A 21,867-nucleotide genomic window follows, 5' to 3' on the forward strand; every position below is an offset into this window, starting at 1 on the left:
ACGGGCGGCGCGTGTTCGTGCCGTCGTCGTTTGGGCGGCGCGCAGCGGAGTGCTCGCGCCCCGGTGTCAGACCGCGCGCTGCGGCGCGACGCGGCGCTCCCACAGCGCGGCCGCGACGAACGCCGCGACACAGACGACCAGCACGCCGACCAGCGCGTGGCTGCCCAGTTGTTCCATCAACGCGCCGGCGACCAGCGGGCCGCCGAAGCTCGCGGCGCTCCACGACGCCGACACGAGCGAGCTCGCGGTGACGAGCGCCGCGCCGCGAAAGCGTTCACCGCACGCGACGAGCGACAGCGTGTAGATGCTGCCGGCCGCCGCGCCGAGCACGAACAGGAGCGGCCAGCACAGCCACGGATTGGCGATCACGAACGGCAGCAGCGGCAGGCCGGCGAGCACGATCCAGCCTGCGCCGAGGTGCACGCGTTCGCGGCCGAGCTTGTCCGCGAGCCAGCCGATCGGGAACTGCATCGCGGTATCGCCGAACAGCATGATCGACGCGAGCAGCACGGCGGTGGCGCTCGCGACGCCGTGATCCATCGCGTAGAGCGGCAGCAGCGACAGCGCGAGCGTATCGAACAGCGCGAAGAAGCCGGTGCCGATGATCAGCGCGGGCATGCGCGGCAGGATGTCGAGCCAGCGGCCGTGCGCTTCGTGATGCGCGTCGTCGCCGGCGAGCGGCGCGCGCCGGATCGTCGCAAGCGTCGGCAGCGCGAGCAGGAACAGCGCGCCGCACAGCGCGAAGCGGATGCTCGTCGCCCCGGCGATCTGGCTCACGAGCACGGGGCCCGCCATCTGGAACAGCGTGAAATTGGTCGCGTAGATCGCGACGACGCGGCCGCGCGTCGAATCGTCGGCGAGCTGGTTGACCCACGCCTCGCCGATCGTGAACAGCAGCATCAGCGCGGCACCGCACAGCACGCGCAGCGCGCCCCACAGGATCAGGTTCGACGTGAACTGCATCAGCGCGGTGGCCGCCGCGAGCAGCACGACCGACACGACGATCGCGCGGCGCGAGCCGATGTGCCGCGCGAGCGCGGTGACGAACGGGACGATCGCGAGGCCGCCGAGGGCCTGCGCGGCCGTCAGCATGCCGACGACGTTGGTGCCGTGTCCGGCTTCGGTCAGCGCGAGTGCGGTGAGCGGCAGCGTGGCGCCGGTGCCGAGACCGACGACCGCGACGCTCAGAATGAGTGCGAGGAAATCGCGATTAAGAATGGCTTTCATCGGCGGGGATGCTACACCGCGGACCTTGAAAGGTCCATGAAGGCCATCAGCTTTGAGTGGAGTTGTGCTCGCAACGATTTCAACAGGTTTGCGTCACACGTACTCGGTCGGCACGGCCACCGGTCGACGTTCGAGCGACGCCGACCACAGCGTGAGCGCGAGCGCCGCGACGGCCATCGCGACACCGACCCACGGCAGGTTCACGAGCGACACGCCGGAGCCGATCGCCATCCCGCCGAGCCAAGCGCCCGTCGCGTTGCCGAGGTTGAACGCACCCTGGTTCAGCGTCGACGCGAGGTTCGGCGCGTCGCTGGCGCGGTCGACGATCAGGATCTGCAGCGGCGGCACGATCGCGAACGCGAGGATGCCCCACACGAAGATCGTCGCGAGCGCGGCGAACGGCAGGTGCATCGTGCCCGCGAACAGCGCGAGGACCACGCCGATCAGCGCGAGCGTTGCGATCAGCGACGGCATCCGGCGCCAGTCGGCGAGCTTGCCGCCGAGCGTGCCGCCGACCGTCAGCCCGAGGCCGAACAGCAGCAGCACGTAGGTGACCTGGCGCGGCGAGAAGCCCGTCACATCCTCGAGGATCGGCGTGATGTACGTGAACACGCTGAACAGGCTGGCCGAGGCGAGCACGCTGATGCCGAGCACCATCAGCACCTGCGGATGTTTCAGCACGCTGAATTCGCGCGTGATGCTGGTGTCGGGCATCGCGAGATTCTTGGGCAGGCAGACGGCGAGCGCGGCGGCCGCGGCGATGCCGATGCCGGTGACGGCCCAGAACGTCGCGCGCCAGCCGTATGCCTGGCCGAGCGCGGTGCCGAGCGGCACGCCGAGCACGTTCGCGAGGGTCAAGCCGGTGAACATCAGTGCGATCGCCTGCGCGCGACGGTTCGGCGCGACGAGGTTGCTCGCGACCACCGAGCCGATCCCGAAGAACGCGCCGTGGCAGAACGCCGTGACGACGCGCGCGGCCATCAGCACCGCATAGCCCGGGGCGATCGCGCAGAACAGGTTGCCCGCGATGAACAGGCCGATGAGGCCCATCAGCGCGCGCTTGCGCGGCATCTTCGCGGTGACGATCGCGAGGATCGGCGCACCGATCGTCACGCCGAGCGCATAGCCCGACACGAGCATGCCGGCGGCCGGGATCGACACGCCAAGATCGCGCGCGACATTGGGCAGCAGCCCCATGATCACGAACTCGGTGGTACCGATTCCAAATGCGGCGACGGCGAGGGCGAAAAGAGGTAAGAGCATCGCGGTGGGCTCGGGAAAAGCCGCCGCTCGGGCGGGCGCAGGATGCGCGGGACGGGCGGGCGGTAAGGCGAACGACAGCCGCGATTCTACTTCAGTGAAAACCCCTATGCTTGGGGCCAAAACGGTTGTTGCCGGCGTGCGACGGGATTGCCCGCGTGGCGCTCACAGTGTGGGATTCGGCAGCCTTTGCGGCGGTGAAATTGCGGTGGCCGGAACGATGACGGCGGGGGGCTCGTCAGGCGATGCGTTCGGGGGTCCCGCCAACGCTCGTGGTCGAAGCGCTTGCCGAGCCGGCCCCGGTTTCCGTGGCCGCGTCCGCCGCGTCGGCGGGGGACGAAGGCGAGCCGGCGCTATTGATCGCGGCCGGATCGTCCCAGCCGTTTTCGAACAGGCACGCTTCGATCGGCATCCGCGCGGCCCAACGTTCCTGCTCGAGCATCGGCTTCGCATAGAACGCGTCGACGTGCCCGACACACAGCACCGCGATCGGCTTCGCGCCGTCGGGCATCCGCAGCAGCGCGCGCAGCGCATCGACGTCGAACAGCGATACCCAGCCCATCCCGAGCCCTTCGGCGCGGGCCGCGAGCCACATGTTCTGGATCGCGCACGCCGCGGACGCGAGATCCATCTCCGGCAGCGTGCGACGCCCGAACACGTGGCGCTCGCGGCCGTCGGCGAGCGCGACGACCAGCAGTTCGCCGCATTCGCGCACGCCTTCGACCTTCAGCCGCATGAATTCGTCCTGGCGCTCGCCGAGCGCGTCGGCGGTCGCACGGCGCTCGGCCTCGACCAGCGCGTGGATCGCGGTGCGCAGCGCCGGATCGGTAATGCGGATGAAGCGCCACGGCTGCATGAAGCCGACGCTCGGTGCGTGATGCGCCGCGCGCAGCAGGCGCGCGAGCACGGCGGGATCGACGGGCGCCGGCGTGAAGTGGCGCATGTCGCGCCGTTCGAAAATGGCGCGGTAGACGGCGGCGAGGTCGGAATCGTCGAAACGCATGGACGGGTGGGGGCGGGATAACGTCGGCGCAACGATAGCAGACGGTACACGCGCCGCGTTACATCATTTGAAACAAAGCGCGAAATTGTTGATGCAAAAGGTCGTGTTTTCAGCGGCGATCAAAAGCAAACGATTGCGGTATCGCTTGCAGCCATGAAATGAGCCGGTTTCGTCGATTTCTCAGCGATTCGCGGTTACGACGTTCTGCGGCGTGCCGGCATGCCACGCCTCGATGTTCAACAGCGTGGTGTGCGCGATCTCGGCGAGCGCCTCGCGCGTGAAGAATGCCTGGTGCGACGTGACGATCACGTTCGGGAACGTCAGCAGCCGCGCGAGCACGTCGTCCTGCAGCGGCAGGTCGGAGTGATCCTCGAAGAAGAGCCCGCTTTCCTCTTCGTACACGTCGAGCCCGAGATGGCCGAGCTGGCCGCTCTTGAGCGCGTCGACCAGCGCCTGCGCGTCGACGAGGCCGCCGCGCCCGGTGTTGATCAGCATCGCGCCGTGCTTCATCCGCGCGAGCGTCCGTTCGTTGATCAGATGGTGCGTCGCCGGCAGCAGCGGGCAGTGCAGGCTGACGATGTCGGCGTGGTGCAGCAATTCGTCGAGCGCGACATAGCGCGCGCCGAACGCGATCAGCTCGTCGTTGTACGGCGGCACCGAGTGCGCGAGCACGTGCATTCCGAAGCCCATCATGATCTTCGCGAACACGCTGCCGATGATGCCGGTGCCGATCACGCCGACGGTCTTGCCGTGCAGGTCGAAGCCGAGCAGGCCGTTCAGCGAGAAGTCGCCCTCGCGGGTGCGCGCGACGGCGCGCGGCAGGCGGCGGTTGAGGGCGAGGATCAGCGCGACCGCGTGCTCGGCAACCGCGTGCGGTGAATAGGCGGGCACGCGCACGACCGTGATGCCGAGCCGCTCGGCGGCGGCCAGGTCGACGTGGTTGAAGCCCGCCGAGCGCAGCGCGATCAGGCGCGTGCCGCCGTCCGCCAGCCGTTCGAGGACGGCCGCGTCGACGGTGTCGTTGACGAACGGGCAGACGACGTCATAGCCATGCGCGAGGATCGCGGTTTCCGCGTCGAGGTGCGATGGCTGGAAGTGCAGCCGATAGCCGAACCGCCGGTTGGCGGCAGCAAACGAATCGTCGTCGTACTGCCGGCTGCTGAACAGGATCACGCGCACGCTGCACCTCCGAAGGCTGACGCGCGCAGTTTACTGCAGCCCCGTGACGATGTCGGAGCGGTCGGGCCCGCGCGACGGCCGCAGGAAGCCGTAATCGGTGCGTTCGCGGGCGGGCTGCGCGCTGAAGTGATCGAGCGCGTGCTCGACGAAGCTGCGCGTGCGGGCCGGCACGTACTGGCGGTTCGGATAGACGAGCGACAACTGCGTGTCGGGATCGTCGATCCGGTAGCCGGCCATGAGCCGCACGAGCGCACCGCTGGCGAGCGCGCTGGCGACGCACGGCTCGGGCAGCACCGCGATGCCCGCACCGGCCACGGCGGCCGCGTGGACGAGCGCGAGCTGGTTGACCGTGCAGGTCGGGCGCACCGTGACGGAATGCGCGACGCCGTCGTGGCCGACCAGTTGCCACGCGGGCGCATGCTGGTGCGGTGCGAGCGTGACCCAGTCGTGGCCCGGCAGGTCGTCGGGCAGGCGCGGCTCGCCGCGTCGCTCGAGATAGGCCGGTGCCGCTACCGCAACGAACGGGTTCGGTGAAAGGGCATGGCCGACCAGCGTCGGGTTGCCGTCGAACCGGTTGCCCGTGACGATGCCGACGTCGTACCCGGAATCGAGCACGTCGAGCGGCCCCTCGGCGACGGTCAGCTGCACGCGCAACTCGGGGTAGCGGCGCCGGAAGCTGCTGACGAGCGGCGTCAGCGCAAGCGGCGACAGCAGGCCCGACGCGACGACGCGCAGCGTGCCGGCCGGTTCGCGCACGGCATGCGCGACGGACGATTCGAGGTGATCGAATTCCTCGAGCAGCGCCCGGCACCCGTCGAGGTAGCGCACGCCGGCCTCGGTGAGCGACAGGTTCCGCGTGGTGCGGTGGATCAGCCGGGTGTTCAGGTGGCCCTCGAGCATCGCGATCGAACGCGTGACGAGTGCATTGGACACGCCGAGATGGTGCGCCGCGCGCCGGAAGCTCTGTTGCTCGGCGACGCAGACGAATACACGCATGGTCTGAATCTGGTTCATGGCTTGCGTATTTCTGGCCCGGTTGATTGATTATGGTTGTGGCTTTACGCCGCGCGACCTCGAAAGCGCATCGCGCGGCCCTCAGTTTTTCGTCGTATCGAAAAATCGTTTTCTTCGATTCCGCAGACGATTGTTCAATACAGAGCGATATCCGTCAACCTGAGAAAAGCGGCGGGTTGCGGAAAATCGAAATCGGGAGTAACGCGTTAAACGCAGTGCTGTCCGGCATGCCTGCCGTTCAAAGGTGGAACGATATTGGATAGGTATCTTTTGTGCGAATAATGTCTATTTAATTCAATGGGTTGTTGGCTATATGTGTGGTTTTTTTCAGGTATTGCCAGGAGGCGCGCCCCATTTCATGCCGCAATAATGGGTGTTTTGGGTTGTGCGAGAGTTTTGCGTATCGGATTCTGGGTGATGATTTTCGTCACGGTTCTGGTCTATTTCAATCGATGCGGAAGTCGCGCTGAAGCGGCGATGTCGACGGAGCGCGATGTTATTGACGGAGAAAATCGTGCGCTTGACGCACGAGTGGAACCGTTTCACACCCTGGCCGGCAATCCGTTTTCAATCCGGATGACCGGCGTGCGACCCGCGCACGGCCGGCTGGCCCGGTTCGGCGACCGGGCCACCGTCGCCCTGTCCGGCCGCGCGTGCCTCTTGCGCGAGGCGGCGGAACGCGGAATGATCGATCAGTTCGCCATGCAGCGCGGCGGGCGCCCGTGCACTTCCTTTCGTCACCTTTTACCAGCCATGTCCATCGATTACTCGCCGATTCCCTGTCCCGTCGTCGTGCCGCTCGACGCGATCCTGCCCGAAGAACCGCTGCTGATGATGGGGGCCGGCCCGGTCCCGATCCCGGCCGCCGTCGCGAAGGCGAACACGGTCGTGATCAACCACCTCGGCGCGACGATGGCGAAGATCATCGAGCAGGTGAAGGAGATGGCGCGCTACGTGTTCCAGACCCGCACGAAGTGGGTGCTCGGCGTCGCGGGCCCCGGTTCGGCCGCGATGGAAATGGCGATCTCGAACCTCGCGTGGCGCGGCACGCGCGTGCTGTCGATCCGCAACGGTTTCTTCAGCGCACGGATGGCCGAGATGGCCACGCGCGTCGGCGCCGACGTCGCGACGCTCGAAGTGGCCGACCGCGCGGTCGCCAGCCTCGACGAGATTGCGGACGCCATCGCGCGCGAGCGGCCCGAGATCGTCACGATCGTGCAGGGCGAGACGTCGAACACCGTGTGGAACCGCGACCTGCGCGACATCGCGGCGCTCGCGAAGGCGGCCGGCGCGCTGGTCGTGGTCGACGCGGTGTGCACGCTGTCGACGATGCCGCTCGAGATGGACGCGTGGGGCATCGACGCGGTGATCACCGGCGGCCAGAAGGGGCTGTCGTCGATCCCGGGCGTGTCGCTGATCGCGTTCTCCGACGCCGCATGGGACCGCATGAAGCAGCGCCCCGAACCGAATGCGCACTGGTGCCTCGACATGGCGCTTGCAGAGAACTTCTGGCACAACGCGGGCTATCACTACACGGCGCCCGTGTCCGGCGTGCTCGCGCTGCATGAAGCGCTGCGGCTCGTCTGCGCGGAAACGCTCGAAAGCCGCTTCGCGCGCCACCTGCGCTGCTCGCTCGCGCTGCAGGCGGGCGTCGAGTCGATGGGGCTCAAGCTCTACGCGCCGAAGGACTGCCGGCTCAATTCAGTGGTCGGGATCGAGACGCCGGAAGGACTCACGCCGGGAATGGTCTGCGGCCATATCTCGAAGCAGTATCAGGTCGAGATCTCGGGCTCGTTCGGCTTGCCGATCGTACGGATCGGGCAGATGGGCGAACAGTGCCGCGAACACAATCTGTTCCGCACGCTGCATGCGTTCGGCCGCACGATGGTCGACCTGAAGGTGCCGGTCGACCTGCCGGCCGGCGTCGCGGCGCTCGAACAGGAGCTGTCGCGGCGCGGCGCGTAAGCGGGGAAACGAAGAAAGGGGCCGCGCTCAGCGGCCCTGCATCGCGCGCCGGTACGTGTTCGGCGTCGTGCCATGTGCGTCGCGAAAGCGATGGCTGAAGTGGCCGGCGTTCGCATAGCCGCAGTCGGCCGCGATCTGCGCGAGCGGCAGCGCCGTCGTGCGCAGCAGCTCGCGTGCCCGCGCGAGGCGCTGTTCGGCCACCCACGCGTGCGGCGCGCGGCCGAACGACAGCCGGAACATCCGCGAGAAGTGGTACTCGGACAGCGCGGCGACGTCGGCGAGTTCGCCGAGCGTCAGCGGTTGCGTCAGGTACGTGTCGATGTAGTCGCGCACGCGGCGGCGCACGGCCGGTGCGAGCCCGCCGCGGAACGACGTGTCGGTGCGGGTCGTGCTCTGTCCGCGCAGCAGCAGGCTCAGCACCTCGTGCGCGGTCTCGTTCACGCGCAGCCGTTCGTCGGCATCGTCCCAGCCGTCCAGCGCGAGCGAGCGCAGCAGCGCGGCGACGCGCGCATCCTCGAAGTAAGTGCGGTCGGCGAGCTTCAGCTCGCGCGGCTCGCGGTCGAGTTCGCGGATCGCGCGCTGCGTGAAGTGTTCGGGCAGGAAATACAGGTGGATGAAGTGCATCTCGCCGCGCACCCACCAGCGCGATTCATGGTCGCCCGGCAGCGCGCACAGCAGGCTCGGCGCGCCGTAGCGCGGCACGCGCTGGCGTTCGGTCCGGTAACCGCCGTCGAGGTAGCACGACAGCGTGTGGTGGCCCGGCTGCTCATAGACCGTCTCGCTTTCGTCGGTGATCCGCGTCCATTCGGCGATCGCCAGATGGTCGCCGAGCCACGCGAAGCGCTCGAGCGTCGCGTTCGCGTCCGCGAGCGTGCGGCAGACCGACTGCAGGCCGAACGGCAGATCGCCGCCAGCCAGGGCGGCGGGGTGGTCGACGGGGGGCGCGGAAAGGGAGAGGCTCATGATGGGCCGAGTATAAGCGGGCGCGCGGCGCCGCGTGCGGCGGCCCGAAAAAGACCGCAATTCCGGACAATCGGCGCGCGCCGGGCGGCGGCATAGTCGGGATCCGTTTCACCTGCTTTTGGGATCGTTGCCGCCATGAACCTGTCGCTTTATTTCGTCACCGTGCTGATCTGGGGCACCACCTGGATCGCGATCAAATGGCAGCTCGGCGCCGTGCCGCCGCCCGTGTCGATCGCATGGCGCTTCTGGCTCGCGGCCGCCGTGCTGTTCGCGTTGCTGCGCGTGATGCGCCGGCCGGTGCGCCCGCCGCGCGAAGCGTGGCGCTTTCTTCTCGCGCAGGGCTTCGCGCTGTTCTGCCTGAATTTCCTGTGCTTCTACTATGCGGAGCAGGTCGTGCCGAGCGGCCTCGTCGCGGTGATCTTCTCGACCGCGCCGCTGCTGAACTCGATCAACGGCCGGCTGTTCATGGGCCGTCCGCTGCGGCCGTCGGCGATCGCCGGTGCGCTGCTCGGGCTGGCCGGCATCGCGTGCCTGTTCTGGCAGCAGATGGCCGGCCATCTCGACGACCACGCGACGTGGATGGGGCTCGCGATCGCGTTCGCCGGCACGATGTGTTTCTCGATCGGCAACCTGCTGTCGAGCCGGATGCAGTCGATGGGGCTGCACCCGCTCGCGACCAACGGCTGGGCGATGCTGATCGGCGCGGCAATCCTGACCGTCGGCAGCGTGGTGGCCGGGATGCCGTTCACCCTCGACACGAGCCCGCGTTATCTCGGCGCGCTCGTCTACCTGGCCGTGCCAGGCTCGGTGATCGGCTTTACCGCCTATCTGACCCTCGTCGGCCGGATCGGGCCGGAGCGCGCCGCGTACTGCACGGTGCTGTTCCCGATCGTCGCGCTGGCCGTGTCGACGGTGTTCGAGGGCTACCAGTGGTCGCCGCTCGCGGTGGTCGGGCTGCTGCTGGTGGTGGCCGGCAACCTGGTCGCGTTCGACCTGACGCGGCGGTTGTTTCTGCGGACGGCCTGAGAAGTACGGGGCTGCGCGAACGCACGATCGAGGAAAGGGACGAACGGGCAATTCGGTTGACACGGTTGACTTGGTTTCGCTTCGGGGCTACGCTTGATCATTCCGGTCGTGACGGGAGGTGATGATGATTGCGCGGGCTCATACGCTGGAAGGGACGGCCGTCGTTCTGGACGTCGAGACGGAGGAAGCGCTGCGCAGCGCTGTCGGCGCGGCGACCATGCTCGGCCCGGATCGCGCGCGGGCGCTGCTCAGCCTGTCTGACGAGCAATTGGGACACCTGTTCAAGGTCGGCATCGCGCAGGTCATCGATCTGGCCGGTACGATCACGTTCGGCATCGCTGCGGCCGCGACGCGCGACAGGAAGCCGACCGCCGGGAAGAAGCGGGCGGCGGGCGTCGTCGCCGATCCGGAGCGGCAGGTGCAGGCGGAACGGCGCATGCTGGTCGCCGACGGCAAGCTGCTGCCTGCCGCGCAGACATGGGTCGGCCTCGGCATGACGCGGCAGGCGCTCAGCAAGGCCGTAGCGTCCGGCCGGATCTTCACGGTCGATGTCGGCGCCGCACAGTACTACCCGGCCTTCTACCTGGCGGGGGACATCGATCGCAAGACGTTGGGCAAGGTGACCCAATGTCTGGGCGGTTTGCCGGGATGGAGCAAATGGCAGTTCTTCACGACGCCGAAGGCGTCCCTGGGCAACGTTACGCCGCTCGTCGCGCTGTCGCGCGGGAAGGTGGATGAAGTCGAGCGTGCCGCCACGGCGTTCGCCGAGCGCTAGGTGGTCGGTTTGCTGACGGCGCCGGGGGAACATTTCGTGAGCGCAACGCTGGTGACTCGCGAAGTTGCGCCGACGGCGCTGGTGCGTATCTCGCGATATGCGACCGGCGAGCCTTACTTCGGACAATCGGGCGGCAATCGCTTCGACGATCCGCGCAAGCGGCGGCGGTACGGCACGAGCTATTTCGGCTTCGATCTGCATTGCGCATTCGCCGAGACGGTGCTGCACGACGAAGTCGCCGATCTGGTGCTGGGCGGTATTCCGCTCGTGACGACCGAACTCGATCGCTACGTCCTTTCATTTGACGGCGCGCCGCTGACCGTCGCCGTCCTGCACGGCTTGCCGCTGAAAAATCTCGGTGGTGACGGTGCGTTGTCGACCATCGCACCGTACGACGTTCCGCAATTGTGGTCGCTTGCCGTCCACCGGCATCCCCGTCGCGTCGACGGGTTTTTGTATATGTCGCGCCATCTCAACACGTCGGAAGCGCTCGTGCTGTTCGATCGTGCCAAACCGAAGCTCTCGCTCGGGCGCGCCGTTCCATTCAGGCGTCATCCCGATGCGGTCCGCGTATTGCGGGACTTCAACGTACTTCTGCGTTGACACCGCGTGGCGCGGGCGGCAACGCGCCTCCCGCTTCTCATGCCGCCGCGCCGCTTCCCTCGACCCGTGCCTGCCGCTGGTACAGCACCATCGACAGCGCGACGCCCGCGGCAGCCGCCACCGCCGCGAACAGGAACACCTGCGGATAGCCGAACGCGCCCGCGACATAGCCGGCGAGCGGGCCCGTGATGCCGAGCGACAAGTCGAGGAACACCGAGTACGCGGACAGCGCCGCGCCGCGGCTCGCGGGCGGCACGAGCGCGACGGCCTCGACCCCGAGCGCCGGGAAGATCAGCGCGAAGCCGAAGCCGGTCAGCGCGGCGCCGACGAGGGCGATGTGCGGCACCGGCGCGAGCCACAGCAGCAGCAGGCCCGAACATTCGAATGCAAACGACACGATCGCGACGCGGAAGCCGCCGTAGGTCTTGATCGTGTTCGCGAACAGCAGGCGCGCGCCGATGAACAGCGTGCCGAACACGGTCAGCGACAGGGCGGCGTTCGGCCAGTGGCGCGCCGCGTAATACAGCGTGACGAAGGTCGCGATCGAGCCGAAGCCGGCCGAGCCGAGCGCGAGGCCGAGGCCGTGCGGCAGTACCCGCGTAAACACGCTCGCATACGACATCCGTTCGCCGTGCACGAGCGGCACCGAAGCGATCAGGCGCGCGAGGTAGAAGCCGATCGCGGCCAGCGCGATCACGAGCACGCCGATCAGCGCCGGATTCAGCGTATTCGCGATCGCGACGCCGACCGGCGCGCCGAGCGCGAGCGCGCCGTAGGTCGCGATGCCGTTCCACGAGATCACCTTCGCGTTGTGCGTGACGCCGACCCGGCCGATGCCCCACAGGATCGCGCCGGTGCCGCACAGGCTCTCGCCGACGCCGAGTACGAGCCGGCTCGCGACCAGCAGCACGAGGCTCGCGACCGGCCAGTGCGCGAGCAGCAGCGCGACGAGCAGCAGCACGCCCGACACGCCGCAACCGACCAGCCCGCGCAACACCGTCTGCTTCGGGCCGAGCGTATCGGCCAGGCGCCCGGCCAGCGGCCGCGACGCGAGCGTCGCGAAATACTGGACGCTGATCGCGCCGCCCGCGACGATCGCGGAAAAGCCGAGGTCGTCATGGACGAAGCCCGGCAGCACCGCGAGCGGCAGGCCGATAGTCAGATAGCAGATGAACGTGAAGCAGACGACGGACACGATTTGCAGCGTGACCGCGAACCCGCTGCGCGGCGGTGTGGCGGAATCGGTTGACATGGGGTCGGAACGAATGAACGAAACGGGCAGAGGACGGCGAAAAAGGGAATCGGGATTTTCCCATGGAACCGGTTTTCACGCAGGTACCATTTAGTTAATCGCGACCTGATTTCGAGGATCCCGGGCGGTCGCGGGGAAGCAGGGAAGGGGCTGGGAGCACCGTGTGGAAAGGCCGTCGGGCCGGCCCGGCGCTCATATCGCGGCAGTTATATGGGCCCCATGCGTGATGGGCTATGGGTTGCGAAATTTGATGGTGATAGCGTGCAAACTGTCAGAAAAACGTCGGTCGAGCGCACAGCGCGGGCCGCCTTGCCCCCCATTTGAAGAACCATCGAGACATGAGTGAGCCGATCCGCTTCTACCATCGTCACGCGATCCGCGAAGTCAGCGGCGCGGACGTTACCCGCACCGTGCTGCAATACCTGCGCGAGGACGCGCATTGCACCGGCACCAAGGAAGGCTGCGCGGAAGGCGACTGCGGCGCGTGCACGGTCGTCGTCGGCGAGCTGACCGACGCCGGCGCGGTCGAGTTCAAGGCCGTCAACGCATGCATCCAGTTCCTGCCGACGCTGGACGGCAAGGCGCTGCTGACGGTCGAGGACCTGCGTCAGCCGGACGGTGCGCTGCATCCGGTGCAGCAGGCGATGGTCGACTGCCATGGTTCGCAATGCGGGTTCTGCACGCCCGGCTTCGTGATGTCGATGTGGGCGCTGTACGAGAAGCACGGCCACGAAGGCTGCGGCCGTGCCGGCACGTGCGCGAAGGCGAAGGACGTGCCGACGCGCACCGAGATCGCCGATGCGCTGACGGGCAACCTGTGCCGCTGCACCGGCTATCGCCCGATCGTCGATGCGGCCGTGCAGATGTTCGACGCGGCCGGCGAAGGTGCACCGGCACCGTCGGCGCCGGTCGACACCGCCGCGCTGGCCCGTACGCTCGCGTCGCTCAAGCGCGACGATACGTTCGACTACACGACGATCAACGGCGCGCGCTTCGCGGCGCCGCGCACGCTCGACGCGCTGGCCGCGCTGAAGGCCGAGCGGCCCGACGCGCGCATTCTCGCGGGCAGCACCGACATCGGCCTGTGGGTCACCAAGCAGATGCGCCGGCTCGACGACCTGATCTACGTCGGCCAGATCGCCGAACTGCAGAACATCGTGCACGGCGACGACTGGATCGAAATCGGTGCTGGCGTGACGGTCGAGAAAGGGTATGCGGCGCTGGCCGGCCCGTATCCGGAACTGACCGAGATGTGGAAGCGCTTCGCGTCGCTGCCGATCCGCAACGCGGGCACGATCGGCGGCAACGTCGCGAACGGCTCGCCGATCGGCGATTCGATGCCGGGCCTGATCGCGCTCGGCGCGCGCGTGGTGCTGCGCGGCGGCGACACGGTGCGCGAGCTGCCGCTCGAGGCGCTGTACACGGGCTATCAGCAGAAGGACATGGCGCCGCACGAATTCGTCGTCGGCCTGAAGGTGCCGACCCGCACCGGCGCACGCGAGAAGCTGCAGTTCCGCACGTACAAGCTGTCGAAGCGGTTCGACTCCGACATCTCGGCCGTGTGCGCGGCGTTCGCGTTCATTGCGGACGGCGACACGATCCGCGAGCCGCGCATCGCGTTCGGCGGGATGGCAGCGACGCCGAAGCGCGCGACCCAGACGGAAGCCGTGCTCGACGGCGCGCAGTGGCACGAAGCCACCGCGCAGGCCGCGATGCAGGCGCTCGAGCGCGACTACCAGCCGCTGTCCGACATGCGCGCGACGAGCACGTACCGCCTCGATACCGCGAAGAACCTGATGTATCGCTTCTGGCTGGAGACGCGCCCGCACGACCCGCTGCCGCCGCAAGCCCTGAATGTGCGTGAAGTGGCCGCTGAACTCGGCACCGACGCGGCGCGCGTCTGAAGACGGAGAACACCGAACATGAACCAGCAAGCAGAACCGTTCCTGAGCACCCTCGACCCGCAAGCCGACGCCGCGCAGGTCCACGTATCGCGCGCGCACGAATCGGCGCACCTGCACGTCAGCGGGCGTGCCACCTACACCGACGACATCCCGGTCGTCGCGGGCACGCTGCACGCGGCGCTCGGCCTGTCGGCGAAGCCGCACGCGAAGATCGTGTCGATGAACTTCGACGCGGTGCGCGCGACGCCGGGCGTGGTCGCCGTGTTCACGGCCGACGACATCCCGGGCGTCAACGATTGCGGCCCGATCATCCACGACGACCCGGTGCTCGCGAAGGGCATCGTGCAGTTCGTCGGCCAGCCGATGTTCATCGTCGTCGCGACGTCGCATGAAACCGCGCGGCTCGCCGCGCGCCGCGCCCAGGTCGACTACGAGGAGCTGCCGGCGATCCTTACCGCGCAGGAAGCGCGCGCCGCCGAAACCTACGTGATCCCGCCGCTGAAGCTCGCGCGCGGCGACGCGGCCGCGCGGCTCGCCGTCGCGCCGCACCGCGAGTCGGGCGAAATGCTGCTCGGCGGCCAGGAGCAGTTCTACCTCGAAGGGCAGATCGCGTACGCCGTGCCGAAGGACGACGACGGGATGCACGTGTACTGCTCGACGCAGCACCCGAGCGAGATGCAGCATCTCGTCGCGCACGTGCTCGGCGTCGCGTCGCACAACGTGCTCGTCGAATGCCGCCGCATGGGCGGCGGGTTCGGCGGCAAGGAATCGCAGTCGGGCCTGTTCGCGTGCTGTGCGGCGCTCGCCGCGTGGAAGCTGCTGTGCCCGGTGAAGCTGCGTCCGGACCGTGACGACGACATGATGATCACCGGCAAGCGGCACGACTTCCATTACCGCTTCGACGTCGGCTACGACGACGATGGTCGCATCGACGGCGTCGCGCTCGACATGACGTCGCGCTGCGGTTTCTCGGCCGACCTGTCGGGCCCGGTGATGACGCGCGCGGTGTGCCACTTCGACAACGCGTACTGGCTGGGCGACGTGAACATCGCCGGCTACTGCGGCAAGACCAACACGCAGTCGAACACCGCGTTCCGCGGATTCGGCGGCCCGCAGGGGGCGTTCGCGATCGAGTACATCCTCGACGACGTCGCGCGCGCGCTCGATCGCGATCCGCTCGACGTCCGCTATGCGAACCTGTACGGCAAGACCGAACGCAACGTCACGCCGTACGGGCAGACGGTCGAGGACAACGTGCTGCAGGAGCTGCTCGGCGAACTCGAAGCGACGAGCGACTACCGCGCGCGGCGTGCGGGCGTGCGCGAATTCAACGCACGCAACACGGTGCTGAAGAAGGGCATCGCGATCACGCCGGTGAAGTTCGGCATCGCGTTCAACGTCACGCACTTCAACCAGGCCGGCGCGCTGGTGCACATCTACACCGACGGCTCGGTGCTCGTGAACCACGGCGGCACGGAGATGGGGCAGGGGCTCAACACGAAGGTCGCGCAGGTCGTCGCGCACGAGCTCGGCATCCGCTTCGGCCGGATCCGCGTGACGGCGACCGACACCAGCAAGGTCGCGAACACGTCCGCGACCGCTGCGTCGACGGGCTCGGACCTGAACGGCAAGGCCGCGCAGGATGCGGCGCGCCAGTTGCGCGAGCGGCTCGCGGTGTTCGCGGCGAAGCAGTTCGGCGACGGCAAGGTCGATGCGGCCGACGTGAAGTTCGCCAACGACTTCGTGTGGGTGGGCGGCAACGGCGTGCCGTTCGGCGAAGTGATCGCGAAGGCGTACCTCGCGCGCGTGCAGCTGTGGTCCGACGGTTTCTACGCGACGCCGAAGCTGTACTGGGATCAGTCGAAGCTGCAGGGCCGGCCGTTCTACTACTACTCGTACGGCGCGGCCGTGTCGGAAGTCGTGATCGACACGCTGACGGGCGAGATGCGCACGCTGCGCGTCGATGCGCTGCACGACGTGGGGGCGTCGCTGAACCCGGCGCTCGACATCGGCCAGGTCGAAGGCGCGTTCATCCAGGGGATGGGCTGGCTCACGACCGAGGAGCTGTGGTGGAACAAGGGCGGCAAGCTGATGACGCATGCGCCGTCCACGTACAAGATCCCGACGGTGAACGACACGCCGCCGGAATTCAACGTGAAGCTGTTCAAGAACCGCAACGTCGAGGACAGCATCCACCGGTCGAAGGCCGTCGGCGAGCCGCCGCTGCTGCTGCCGTTCTCGGTGTTCTTCGCGGTGCGCGATGCGGTGGCCGCGGTCGGCGATTACAAGGTGAACCCGCCGCTCGATGCGCCGGCGACCGGCGAGTCGATCCTGCGTGCGGTCAGCGCGGTGCGTGCGGCACGCGCCGGTCAGGCAGGCTGAGATGAAACAGCCCCGACGCTCACTTCGTTCGCTGTCGACCGGAGTTGGCGCTTCAGCGCTTACTCCGGTCCCATGCACGGCTCCCCCCGAGGGGACGGTCAGCCTCCTTGGGGCGGCCCGGCGGAGGCTGACATGAACGGCCCCGCCCGCTCGCTCCGCACCGCGTCGACTCCGGCGTTCGCGCCGGGCACCGGCCAGCGCAACCGCGCGACCGGCACGCCCGCGCCGATGCACATCGTGCTGTTCGGCGCCGGGCACGTCGGTCACGCGCTCGTCACGCTGCTCGGCGCGCTGCCGTGCGTCGTGCAGTGGGTCGACACGCGCGACGAGCTGTTCCCGGACGAATGTCCGCCGAACGTGCAGCCGGAGCCGACCGACACGCCGGAGGCGGTCGTCGACGCCGCGCCGCCCGGCGCGTACTTCCTCGTGATGACGCACAACCACGCGCTCGACTTCTCGCTCGCCGCGCAGATCATGCGGCGGCGCGACTACGCGTACTTCGGGATGATCGGTTCGCGCACCAAGCGCGTGAAGTTCGAGCGCCGGCTTGCCGCGCGCGGCGTCGATCCGGCGCGGCTCGTGGAGATGGTGTGCCCGATCGGTGTCGCGGGCATCGTCGACAAGGCGCCGGGCGCGATCGCGGTGGCCGTGTGCGCGGAGCTGCTGCAGGTGCGCTCGGGCATGCCGGTGGCCGACGCGAAAGCCGCCGCTTCGGGGCGTGCGCGCGACGACGTGTCCTGCGCGCGGTAGCGCCGCGCGGCCAGCGCGGGGCCGCGCGATTTTGCATACACTGCACGACGACGCGCGGCATCCGGCCGCGCCTTACCGTGCACGTGCCATGTCCGATCATCAGGTTTATCTCGACGCGCTCGATGCGAGCGTCGTCGCCATCGAGCGCTGGCTGTCCGGCGTCGATGCCGCGCCCGAGGCGCTCGATGCGCTGCTCGCCGCGTTTTCCGCCGAATTCACGATGATCCTGACCGACGGCCGCGTCGTCGATCACGACGGTACGCGCGCGCTGTTCGAAAAGCTCGCCGGCGCGAAACCGGGGCTGCGCATTACGCTGTCGGACACCCGCGTGCTCGCGGCCGATGCGTCGCATGCGACGCTCACCTATCTCGAAGCGCAGCACGCAGCGTCGGGCGAGCTGCCCGCGCGCCGTTCAACCGCCGTGTTCGAGCGCGACGCGGCGGGTGTCGTGCGCTGGACCCATCTGCAGGAAACCTTCTGCACGGCCTGAACTCGAGCGGCCGCGCCGCGCTTTGTGCCGCGGCTCAGCGCTTGCGGCTGCGGGGAACCGTCAGCTCGTCGGACACGCTCTGCATCAGCGCGCACAGCCACGCGATGTCGGTCGGGCGGTCGGGCTGCGGATGCGTGAGCAGGTAGCTCTTGATGCGCGGGAACGGCACGGGCGGCGTGACGACCACGAGCGGCAGCAACTGCGCATAGTGCGTCGCGAAGCGCCGCGTCGTCGTGAAGATCAGGTCCGACTGCAGCAGCACCTGCGGCACGATGCCGAAGTAGGGCAGCGTCGTCACGATGCGCCGCGTGAGGCGCGCGCGTGTCAGGCCGATCTCGATCGCGTTGCGCTTGTCGCCGGTGTAGGGCGTCGGCGCGACGTGCGCGGCCGATGCGTACGCTTCACGCGTGAGCGGCACGCGTGCGAGCGGGTGCGCATCGCGCATCAGGCACACGATCGTGTCGGAGAACAGGTCCTGGCGCGCGAACTGCGGGTCGGGCTTCGGCCAGTTGCCGATCACGAGATCGAGCGCGCCCGATTCGAGCGCGCCCGCGTGGTCGAGCGCGGGATTCAGCGAATCGATTTCCAGATGCGCATGCGGCGCCGCGTCGCGAAAGCGCTCGATCAGCGTCGGCATGAAGAAATCGTTCAGGTAATCGGGTGCGGCGACGCGGAACGTGCGCCGTGCGGACGACGGATCGAAGTCGCCGTGCGGCGTCGCGATGAAGTCGACCTCGCGCAGCGCGCGCTGCGCGGCCTCGAGCAGCGACGCGCCGTATTCGGTCGGCACCATGCCGGATTTGCCGCGCACGAGGATCGGGTCGTTCAGCGTCTCGCGCAGCTTGCGCAGCGCGGTGCTGATCGCCGGCTGGGTCTGGTTCAGCCGCAGCGCGGCCTGCGTGACGCTGCGCTCGAGCAGCAGCGTGCGCAACACGCGCACGAGCCAGATATCGAGCGAGGCGGTACGGTCGTCTTCTTCCATCGTAGGCGGGGATTGCGGGGAAGCGTAACCTTACCGCAGCCGCGCATTGGCGTGCGTGATACCGGCCATCACACACGGCCCTTCGGCAGCGCGCTGATCCGCTTGACCTCGCGCGATTCGAGCCAGTTCGGCGTGCGCGCGCAGTACAGCACCATCGGCAGCGCGTCCTCGCCCCAGAACAGCTGCTGGTTCATCCAGAACGTCGGCACGCCGAACACGCCGAGCGCGATCGCGTCGTCGGTGTTGCGGCGCAACTGCGCGCTCGTCTCCTCGAATTCGATCAGCTCGTCGCCGTGGCCGACGCCGACGCGCTCGCACAGTGCCGCGAAGCCTTCCGGCGTCGACGGGTCGTTGCCGTCGTGCCAGATGAAGCGGAACATTTCCAGCACGGTCGCGATGTCGGCGCGCAGCGCGATCGCGAGGCGCAACACCTTGTCGGAATCGAACGGATGGGCGGGCGGCATCTTGAAGCGGATGCCGAGCTGCTCCGCGCGAAACAGGGCGTGACGGTACGTGAACACGCGCTTGGCGGGCACGTCCGCGCTCGAGCGTTGCCCCCAGTGGCGCTGCAGGTCGGGCAGCGACACCGCGACGGGCTCGAACGGCACGTCCGGCCATTTGTCGAGCTGTTCGAGGAGCAGGTAGGAGAACGGCGACACGAAGTCGTAGAACCAGGCGGGTTGGGCGGTGTCGAGGCCGGTTGTCATGGCGATCTCCAGAAGGTGGGGCGTGCGGCGCCTGGCGGCGGCCTCCATGTTACGCGGCGGCGCGCGCATGCAGCAATGATCGCGGATCGTCCGCTCACGCGGAACCGGGAGTCGCCCGGGGGGGCGTGCCGGCCGGCGGCGCGGCTTCGGCACGTGCCTGCGGCGGGCCGCCGGCGCCCGGCGGGCTGGCCGGCGTGTCCTGATCGTGCGCGGTGAGCCGTTCGCGCACGAAACCGATGTGCTCGCGCAGCACGTAGAACTGCCCGGCATAGGCCAGCGGCATCTTCATCCGGTTCACGGCTTCCTCGATGTCGTCGAGCTCGTCGAGCAACTGCACGCGCTCCTCGGCCGTGTGCTCGCCGAGCGCGCTGCGCTCGAGCGCGATCAGCGCGCCGTACCAGCGGTAGATGCGCGAGCGCACGCGCCAGCCGTACAGCGACGGCACGAGCCGCAGCCCGGGGATCAGCACGACGATCAGCGGCACGACCACGACGAGCAGCCGGTCGACGAGGCTCGCGACCCAGAACGGCAGCCGCCGGTACAGGAAGGTCTTGCCTGATTTGTAGTAGCGCGCGGCGTCGTCGGAGAGCTGGAAGCCACGCGTGACGGGCGACGGGAATTCACCCGCGTGCTGCAGGATCGTCGCGTGGCCGTGCACCTCGCGCGCGGCCTCGATCAGCAGGTCGGACAACGCGGGGTGCAGCGAGTCGCGCGCGACGAGTTCGATGGTCGGCGCGACCGTGTGGATGTCGGCGGGCGGCAGGTTCCGGCCGAGATCGTAGACCCCCATCGGCAGCGTGATCGCGGTCAGGTACGGAAAGCGCCGCGCGTACGCCTCGGCCTGCGTGAACGAATACACGTGCACGCCCGGCGCGCGGAACAGTTTCGCCATCACCGGGATCTGCGTCGAGTCGCCGGACAGGAACGCCGCGTCGATCTTGCCGTCGAGCAGCGCGGTGGCCGCGTCCTCGCCGGCGGTCGGCAGCAGCTCGGTCGAGCCGCCCGGCACGATGCCGTTCATCTTCAGCAGCGCGAGGCTCAGCTCGCGCGCGCCGCTGCCCTCCGCGCCGAGCGCGAGCCGCTTGCCCTTGAAGTCGGACAGGCGTGCGACGACCGGGCCGCGATACATGATCGCGAGCGGCACGTAGCCGATGCTGCCGAGCGACACGAGGTGTTCGTCGCGCTCCTTCGGGCCGATGCCGCTCTGCACGAAGCCGACGTCGACCGGCGCGTTCGGGTTCGACAGCCGCGCGAGGTTCTGGGCAGACCCTTCGGACGACTGGACGTCGAGCGTGACGCCGTTCTTCGCGAGGATCGTCTTGTATTTCTGCGCGGCGTTCCAGTACGTGCTGCCGGGCGGCCCGGACGAGATCACGAGCGTGGACGGCGGGGCCGGCTGGATCAGCTTGACCGCGAGCCAGACGGCCGCGCCGGCGAGCAGCACGGTCGGGCCGATCGACAGCGCGAGGTCGCGCCACGATACCGCGACGAAGCGGGCGAGGATGCGGCGAGGCGGGCGAGGGCGGGCTGGCTTCATGGGGGCGGCGGATGACGCTGGCGTGACGTATCGGTGACGATCGGACGGTTGTCATGGACGACGCCGATGCTCGCGGCGATGGTACCCGGTTTCACCGGGCGTGCGCGAGTGGGGCGGCCTGGCGCGGCCCCGCGGCGACAGTGGCGGGCGGCCCTGCGTCAAAAGCTTTGCGCTTCCGCGGGCGCTGGATTACATTGTGCGACGCAGCCGCGCCCGATTTGCGCGCGACCCGGCACGCAATGAGACCGGGCGCGTTCGGCCGGCGGCTGTCCGGCCCGGCCGGCCCGCTTTCGCGTGCGCCGGCCGCCAGCCCGTCTCGCCTCTCTCGTATCGCCGTGGAAAACACCGGCTGTCCCGCCCGTTCGCGCGCGGGCCGGCTGTTTTTGGGGGTAATCGGCCGTACTGTGCACGGCCGTTCCGGAGTGATAAGGAGATAGCATGAAGTCGATCGTGTTGAGAGCGTTGGGCGTTGCCGCCGTGGCGGCCTGTCTGTCGGGCAGCGTGTATGCGCAGTCGAGCGATGCCGCGGCAACGGAAGCGCCCGCGGCCGCGACCAGCGCGCCGAAGGCTGCCGCGAAGACCGCGAAGAAGGCGAACCGCAAGCTTGGCTATGCGGTGCGCAAGGCCATTACGAAGGCGGGCGGCATCGACGTGGCGAACATCGTCGTGCGCTCGAAGGGCGGCGCGATCACGCTGGAGGGCACGGTGCCCGACCAGGCCCAGATCGACAAGGCGGAAGAGGCGGCGAAGGGCGTGAGCGGCGTGACGTCGGTGTCGAACAAGCTGACGGTTCAGCAGCAGTAACGCCGGGCGACGGCGCGTGAGCGCCGCATGCGCCCGTTTTCAGG

At 68.5% G+C, this 21,867-nt stretch carries 20 protein-coding genes; 9 read left to right on the forward strand and 11 right to left on the reverse strand.

Annotated elements, in window-relative coordinates; all coding sequences use genetic code 11:
• Positions 1–66 precede the first annotated feature (66 nt).
• From QZM35_RS29935 to QZM35_RS29960, 6 genes are all read right to left on the reverse strand, one after another.
• Entirely contained in the window at positions 67–1,227 is a 1,161-nt protein-coding gene (locus QZM35_RS29935; RefSeq protein WP_089424615.1) for an MFS transporter, read from the reverse strand.
• A gap of 93 nt (positions 1,228–1,320) precedes the next feature.
• Positions 1,321–2,490 (reverse strand): MFS transporter, encoded by a 1,170-nt coding sequence (locus tag QZM35_RS29940; protein ID WP_089430675.1) that lies wholly within the window; start codon positions 2,488–2,490, stop codon positions 1,321–1,323.
• 235 nt (positions 2,491–2,725) lie between these two features.
• Positions 2,726–3,490, reverse strand: coding sequence for a 5,6-dimethylbenzimidazole synthase (bluB, locus tag QZM35_RS29945; RefSeq protein WP_301777370.1), 765 nt, complete (start codon positions 3,488–3,490; stop codon positions 2,726–2,728).
• A 180-nt stretch (positions 3,491–3,670) separates the two neighbouring features.
• Positions 3,671–4,669 carry a 2-hydroxyacid dehydrogenase gene (locus QZM35_RS29950; protein ID WP_174973373.1) on the reverse strand — a complete coding sequence of 333 codons (999 nt, stop codon included), beginning with the start codon at positions 4,667–4,669 and terminating at the stop codon, positions 3,671–3,673.
• Positions 4,670–4,699: 30 nt separating this feature from the next.
• Entirely contained in the window at positions 4,700–5,683 is a 984-nt protein-coding gene (locus QZM35_RS29955) for a LysR family transcriptional regulator (RefSeq protein ID WP_089424619.1), read from the reverse strand.
• A 567-nt stretch (positions 5,684–6,250) separates the two neighbouring features.
• The gene (locus tag QZM35_RS29960; protein ID WP_301777371.1) at positions 6,251–6,424 is read right to left on the reverse strand and encodes a hypothetical protein; all 174 of its coding nucleotides are present in this window, start codon (positions 6,422–6,424) and stop codon (positions 6,251–6,253) included.
• Positions 6,425–6,436: 12 nt separating this feature from the next.
• Between QZM35_RS29960 and QZM35_RS29965 the strand changes: the two genes are divergently transcribed.
• The gene (locus QZM35_RS29965) at positions 6,437–7,648 is read left to right on the forward strand and encodes an alanine--glyoxylate aminotransferase family protein (protein ID WP_089424620.1); all 1,212 of its coding nucleotides are present in this window, start codon (positions 6,437–6,439) and stop codon (positions 7,646–7,648) included.
• 27 nt (positions 7,649–7,675) lie between these two features.
• On the opposite strand, the gene QZM35_RS29970 is transcribed toward QZM35_RS29965, so the two are convergent.
• The gene (locus QZM35_RS29970; protein WP_069247267.1) at positions 7,676–8,611 is read right to left on the reverse strand and encodes a helix-turn-helix domain-containing protein; all 936 of its coding nucleotides are present in this window, start codon (positions 8,609–8,611) and stop codon (positions 7,676–7,678) included.
• 135 nt (positions 8,612–8,746) lie between these two features.
• Here QZM35_RS29970 and QZM35_RS29975 point away from each other — a divergent pair, with 135 nt between their 5' ends.
• From QZM35_RS29975 to QZM35_RS29985, 3 genes are all read left to right on the forward strand, one after another.
• The gene (locus QZM35_RS29975) at positions 8,747–9,637 is read left to right on the forward strand and encodes a DMT family transporter (RefSeq protein ID WP_124576601.1); all 891 of its coding nucleotides are present in this window, start codon (positions 8,747–8,749) and stop codon (positions 9,635–9,637) included.
• Between the two features lie 124 nt (positions 9,638–9,761).
• Positions 9,762–10,412: a hypothetical protein gene (locus tag QZM35_RS29980; RefSeq protein ID WP_089425856.1), complete on the forward strand. Its 651-nt coding sequence runs from the start codon at positions 9,762–9,764 to the stop codon at positions 10,410–10,412.
• Positions 10,413–10,448: 36 nt separating this feature from the next.
• On the forward strand, positions 10,449–11,015 hold the full coding sequence (locus tag QZM35_RS29985; protein WP_301777372.1) for an RES family NAD+ phosphorylase: 567 nt from the start codon (positions 10,449–10,451) through the stop codon (positions 11,013–11,015).
• 37 nt (positions 11,016–11,052) lie between these two features.
• Here the strand turns inward: QZM35_RS29985 and QZM35_RS29990 are convergent, their stop codons facing one another.
• A complete protein-coding gene (locus QZM35_RS29990) occupies positions 11,053–12,267 on the reverse strand; it encodes an MFS transporter (protein ID WP_089424622.1) in 1,215 nt (404 codons plus the stop codon).
• Between the two features lie 338 nt (positions 12,268–12,605).
• On the opposite strand from QZM35_RS29990, the gene xdhA reads away from it, so the two are divergent.
• From xdhA to QZM35_RS30010, 4 genes are all read left to right on the forward strand, one after another.
• A complete protein-coding gene (xdhA, locus tag QZM35_RS29995) occupies positions 12,606–14,171 on the forward strand; it encodes a xanthine dehydrogenase small subunit (protein WP_089424623.1) in 1,566 nt (521 codons plus the stop codon).
• An 18-nt stretch (positions 14,172–14,189) separates the two neighbouring features.
• Positions 14,190–16,553: a xanthine dehydrogenase molybdopterin binding subunit gene (gene xdhB, locus QZM35_RS30000; RefSeq protein ID WP_089424624.1), complete on the forward strand. Its 2,364-nt coding sequence runs from the start codon at positions 14,190–14,192 to the stop codon at positions 16,551–16,553.
• Positions 16,554–16,685: 132 nt separating this feature from the next.
• Complete coding sequence (gene xdhC / locus QZM35_RS30005; protein WP_301777373.1) at positions 16,686–17,303, forward strand: xanthine dehydrogenase accessory protein XdhC; 618 nt, start codon at positions 16,686–16,688, stop codon at positions 17,301–17,303.
• Between the two features lie 88 nt (positions 17,304–17,391).
• Complete coding sequence (locus QZM35_RS30010; protein WP_301777374.1) at positions 17,392–17,793, forward strand: polyketide cyclase; 402 nt, start codon at positions 17,392–17,394, stop codon at positions 17,791–17,793.
• Between the two features lie 34 nt (positions 17,794–17,827).
• Here the strand turns inward: QZM35_RS30010 and QZM35_RS30015 are convergent, their stop codons facing one another.
• The 3 genes from QZM35_RS30015 to QZM35_RS30025 all read right to left on the reverse strand — a co-directional run bounded on the left by QZM35_RS30015 (position 17,828) and on the right by QZM35_RS30025 (position 21,019).
• Positions 17,828–18,775, reverse strand: a complete 948-nt coding sequence (locus tag QZM35_RS30015; RefSeq protein ID WP_089424627.1) for a LysR family transcriptional regulator — start codon at positions 18,773–18,775, stop codon at positions 17,828–17,830.
• A gap of 68 nt (positions 18,776–18,843) precedes the next feature.
• Positions 18,844–19,482 (reverse strand): 2-hydroxychromene-2-carboxylate isomerase, encoded by a 639-nt coding sequence (locus QZM35_RS30020; protein ID WP_089424628.1) that lies wholly within the window; start codon positions 19,480–19,482, stop codon positions 18,844–18,846.
• Positions 19,483–19,576: 94 nt separating this feature from the next.
• A complete protein-coding gene (locus QZM35_RS30025) occupies positions 19,577–21,019 on the reverse strand; it encodes a TAXI family TRAP transporter solute-binding subunit (RefSeq protein ID WP_089424629.1) in 1,443 nt (480 codons plus the stop codon).
• Positions 21,020–21,457: 438 nt separating this feature from the next.
• Here QZM35_RS30025 and QZM35_RS30030 point away from each other — a divergent pair, with 438 nt between their 5' ends.
• Positions 21,458–21,823: a BON domain-containing protein gene (locus QZM35_RS30030; protein ID WP_089424630.1), complete on the forward strand. Its 366-nt coding sequence runs from the start codon at positions 21,458–21,460 to the stop codon at positions 21,821–21,823.
• Positions 21,824–21,867: the final 44 nt, after the last annotated feature.

The organism is Burkholderia sp. AU45274, assembly GCF_030482505.1.
Taxonomy (GTDB): domain Bacteria; phylum Pseudomonadota; class Gammaproteobacteria; order Burkholderiales; family Burkholderiaceae; genus Burkholderia.

What these genes read in the sequence shown, in the direction of transcription:
- xdhB (WP_089424624.1), top strand. Translation starts at nt 14,190, where the DNA reads ATGAACCAGCAAGCAGAACCGTTCCTGAGCACCCTCGACCCGCAAGCC.
- QZM35_RS30030 (WP_089424630.1), top strand. Translation starts at nt 21,458, where the DNA reads ATGAAGTCGATCGTGTTGAGAGCGTTGGGCGTTGCCGCCGTGGCGGCC.
- QZM35_RS29980 (WP_089425856.1), top strand. Translation starts at nt 9,762, where the DNA reads ATGATTGCGCGGGCTCATACGCTGGAAGGGACGGCCGTCGTTCTGGAC.
- QZM35_RS30010 (WP_301777374.1), top strand. Translation starts at nt 17,392, where the DNA reads ATGTCCGATCATCAGGTTTATCTCGACGCGCTCGATGCGAGCGTCGTC.
- QZM35_RS29965 (WP_089424620.1), top strand. Translation starts at nt 6,437, where the DNA reads ATGTCCATCGATTACTCGCCGATTCCCTGTCCCGTCGTCGTGCCGCTC.
- QZM35_RS29955 (WP_089424619.1), bottom strand. Translation starts at nt 5,683, where the DNA reads ATGAACCAGATTCAGACCATGCGTGTATTCGTCTGCGTCGCCGAGCAA.
- xdhA (WP_089424623.1), top strand. Translation starts at nt 12,606, where the DNA reads ATGAGTGAGCCGATCCGCTTCTACCATCGTCACGCGATCCGCGAAGTC.
- QZM35_RS29940 (WP_089430675.1), bottom strand. Translation starts at nt 2,490, where the DNA reads ATGCTCTTACCTCTTTTCGCCCTCGCCGTCGCCGCATTTGGAATCGGT.
- QZM35_RS29970 (WP_069247267.1), bottom strand. Translation starts at nt 8,611, where the DNA reads ATGAGCCTCTCCCTTTCCGCGCCCCCCGTCGACCACCCCGCCGCCCTG.
- xdhC (WP_301777373.1), top strand. Translation starts at nt 16,686, where the DNA reads ATGAACGGCCCCGCCCGCTCGCTCCGCACCGCGTCGACTCCGGCGTTC.
- QZM35_RS30015 (WP_089424627.1), bottom strand. Translation starts at nt 18,775, where the DNA reads ATGGAAGAAGACGACCGTACCGCCTCGCTCGATATCTGGCTCGTGCGC.
- QZM35_RS30020 (WP_089424628.1), bottom strand. Translation starts at nt 19,482, where the DNA reads ATGACAACCGGCCTCGACACCGCCCAACCCGCCTGGTTCTACGACTTC.
- QZM35_RS30025 (WP_089424629.1), bottom strand. Translation starts at nt 21,019, where the DNA reads ATGAAGCCAGCCCGCCCTCGCCCGCCTCGCCGCATCCTCGCCCGCTTC.
- QZM35_RS29935 (WP_089424615.1), bottom strand. Translation starts at nt 1,227, where the DNA reads ATGAAAGCCATTCTTAATCGCGATTTCCTCGCACTCATTCTGAGCGTC.
- bluB (WP_301777370.1), bottom strand. Translation starts at nt 3,490, where the DNA reads ATGCGTTTCGACGATTCCGACCTCGCCGCCGTCTACCGCGCCATTTTC.
- QZM35_RS29990 (WP_089424622.1), bottom strand. Translation starts at nt 12,267, where the DNA reads ATGTCAACCGATTCCGCCACACCGCCGCGCAGCGGGTTCGCGGTCACG.
- QZM35_RS29975 (WP_124576601.1), top strand. Translation starts at nt 8,747, where the DNA reads ATGAACCTGTCGCTTTATTTCGTCACCGTGCTGATCTGGGGCACCACC.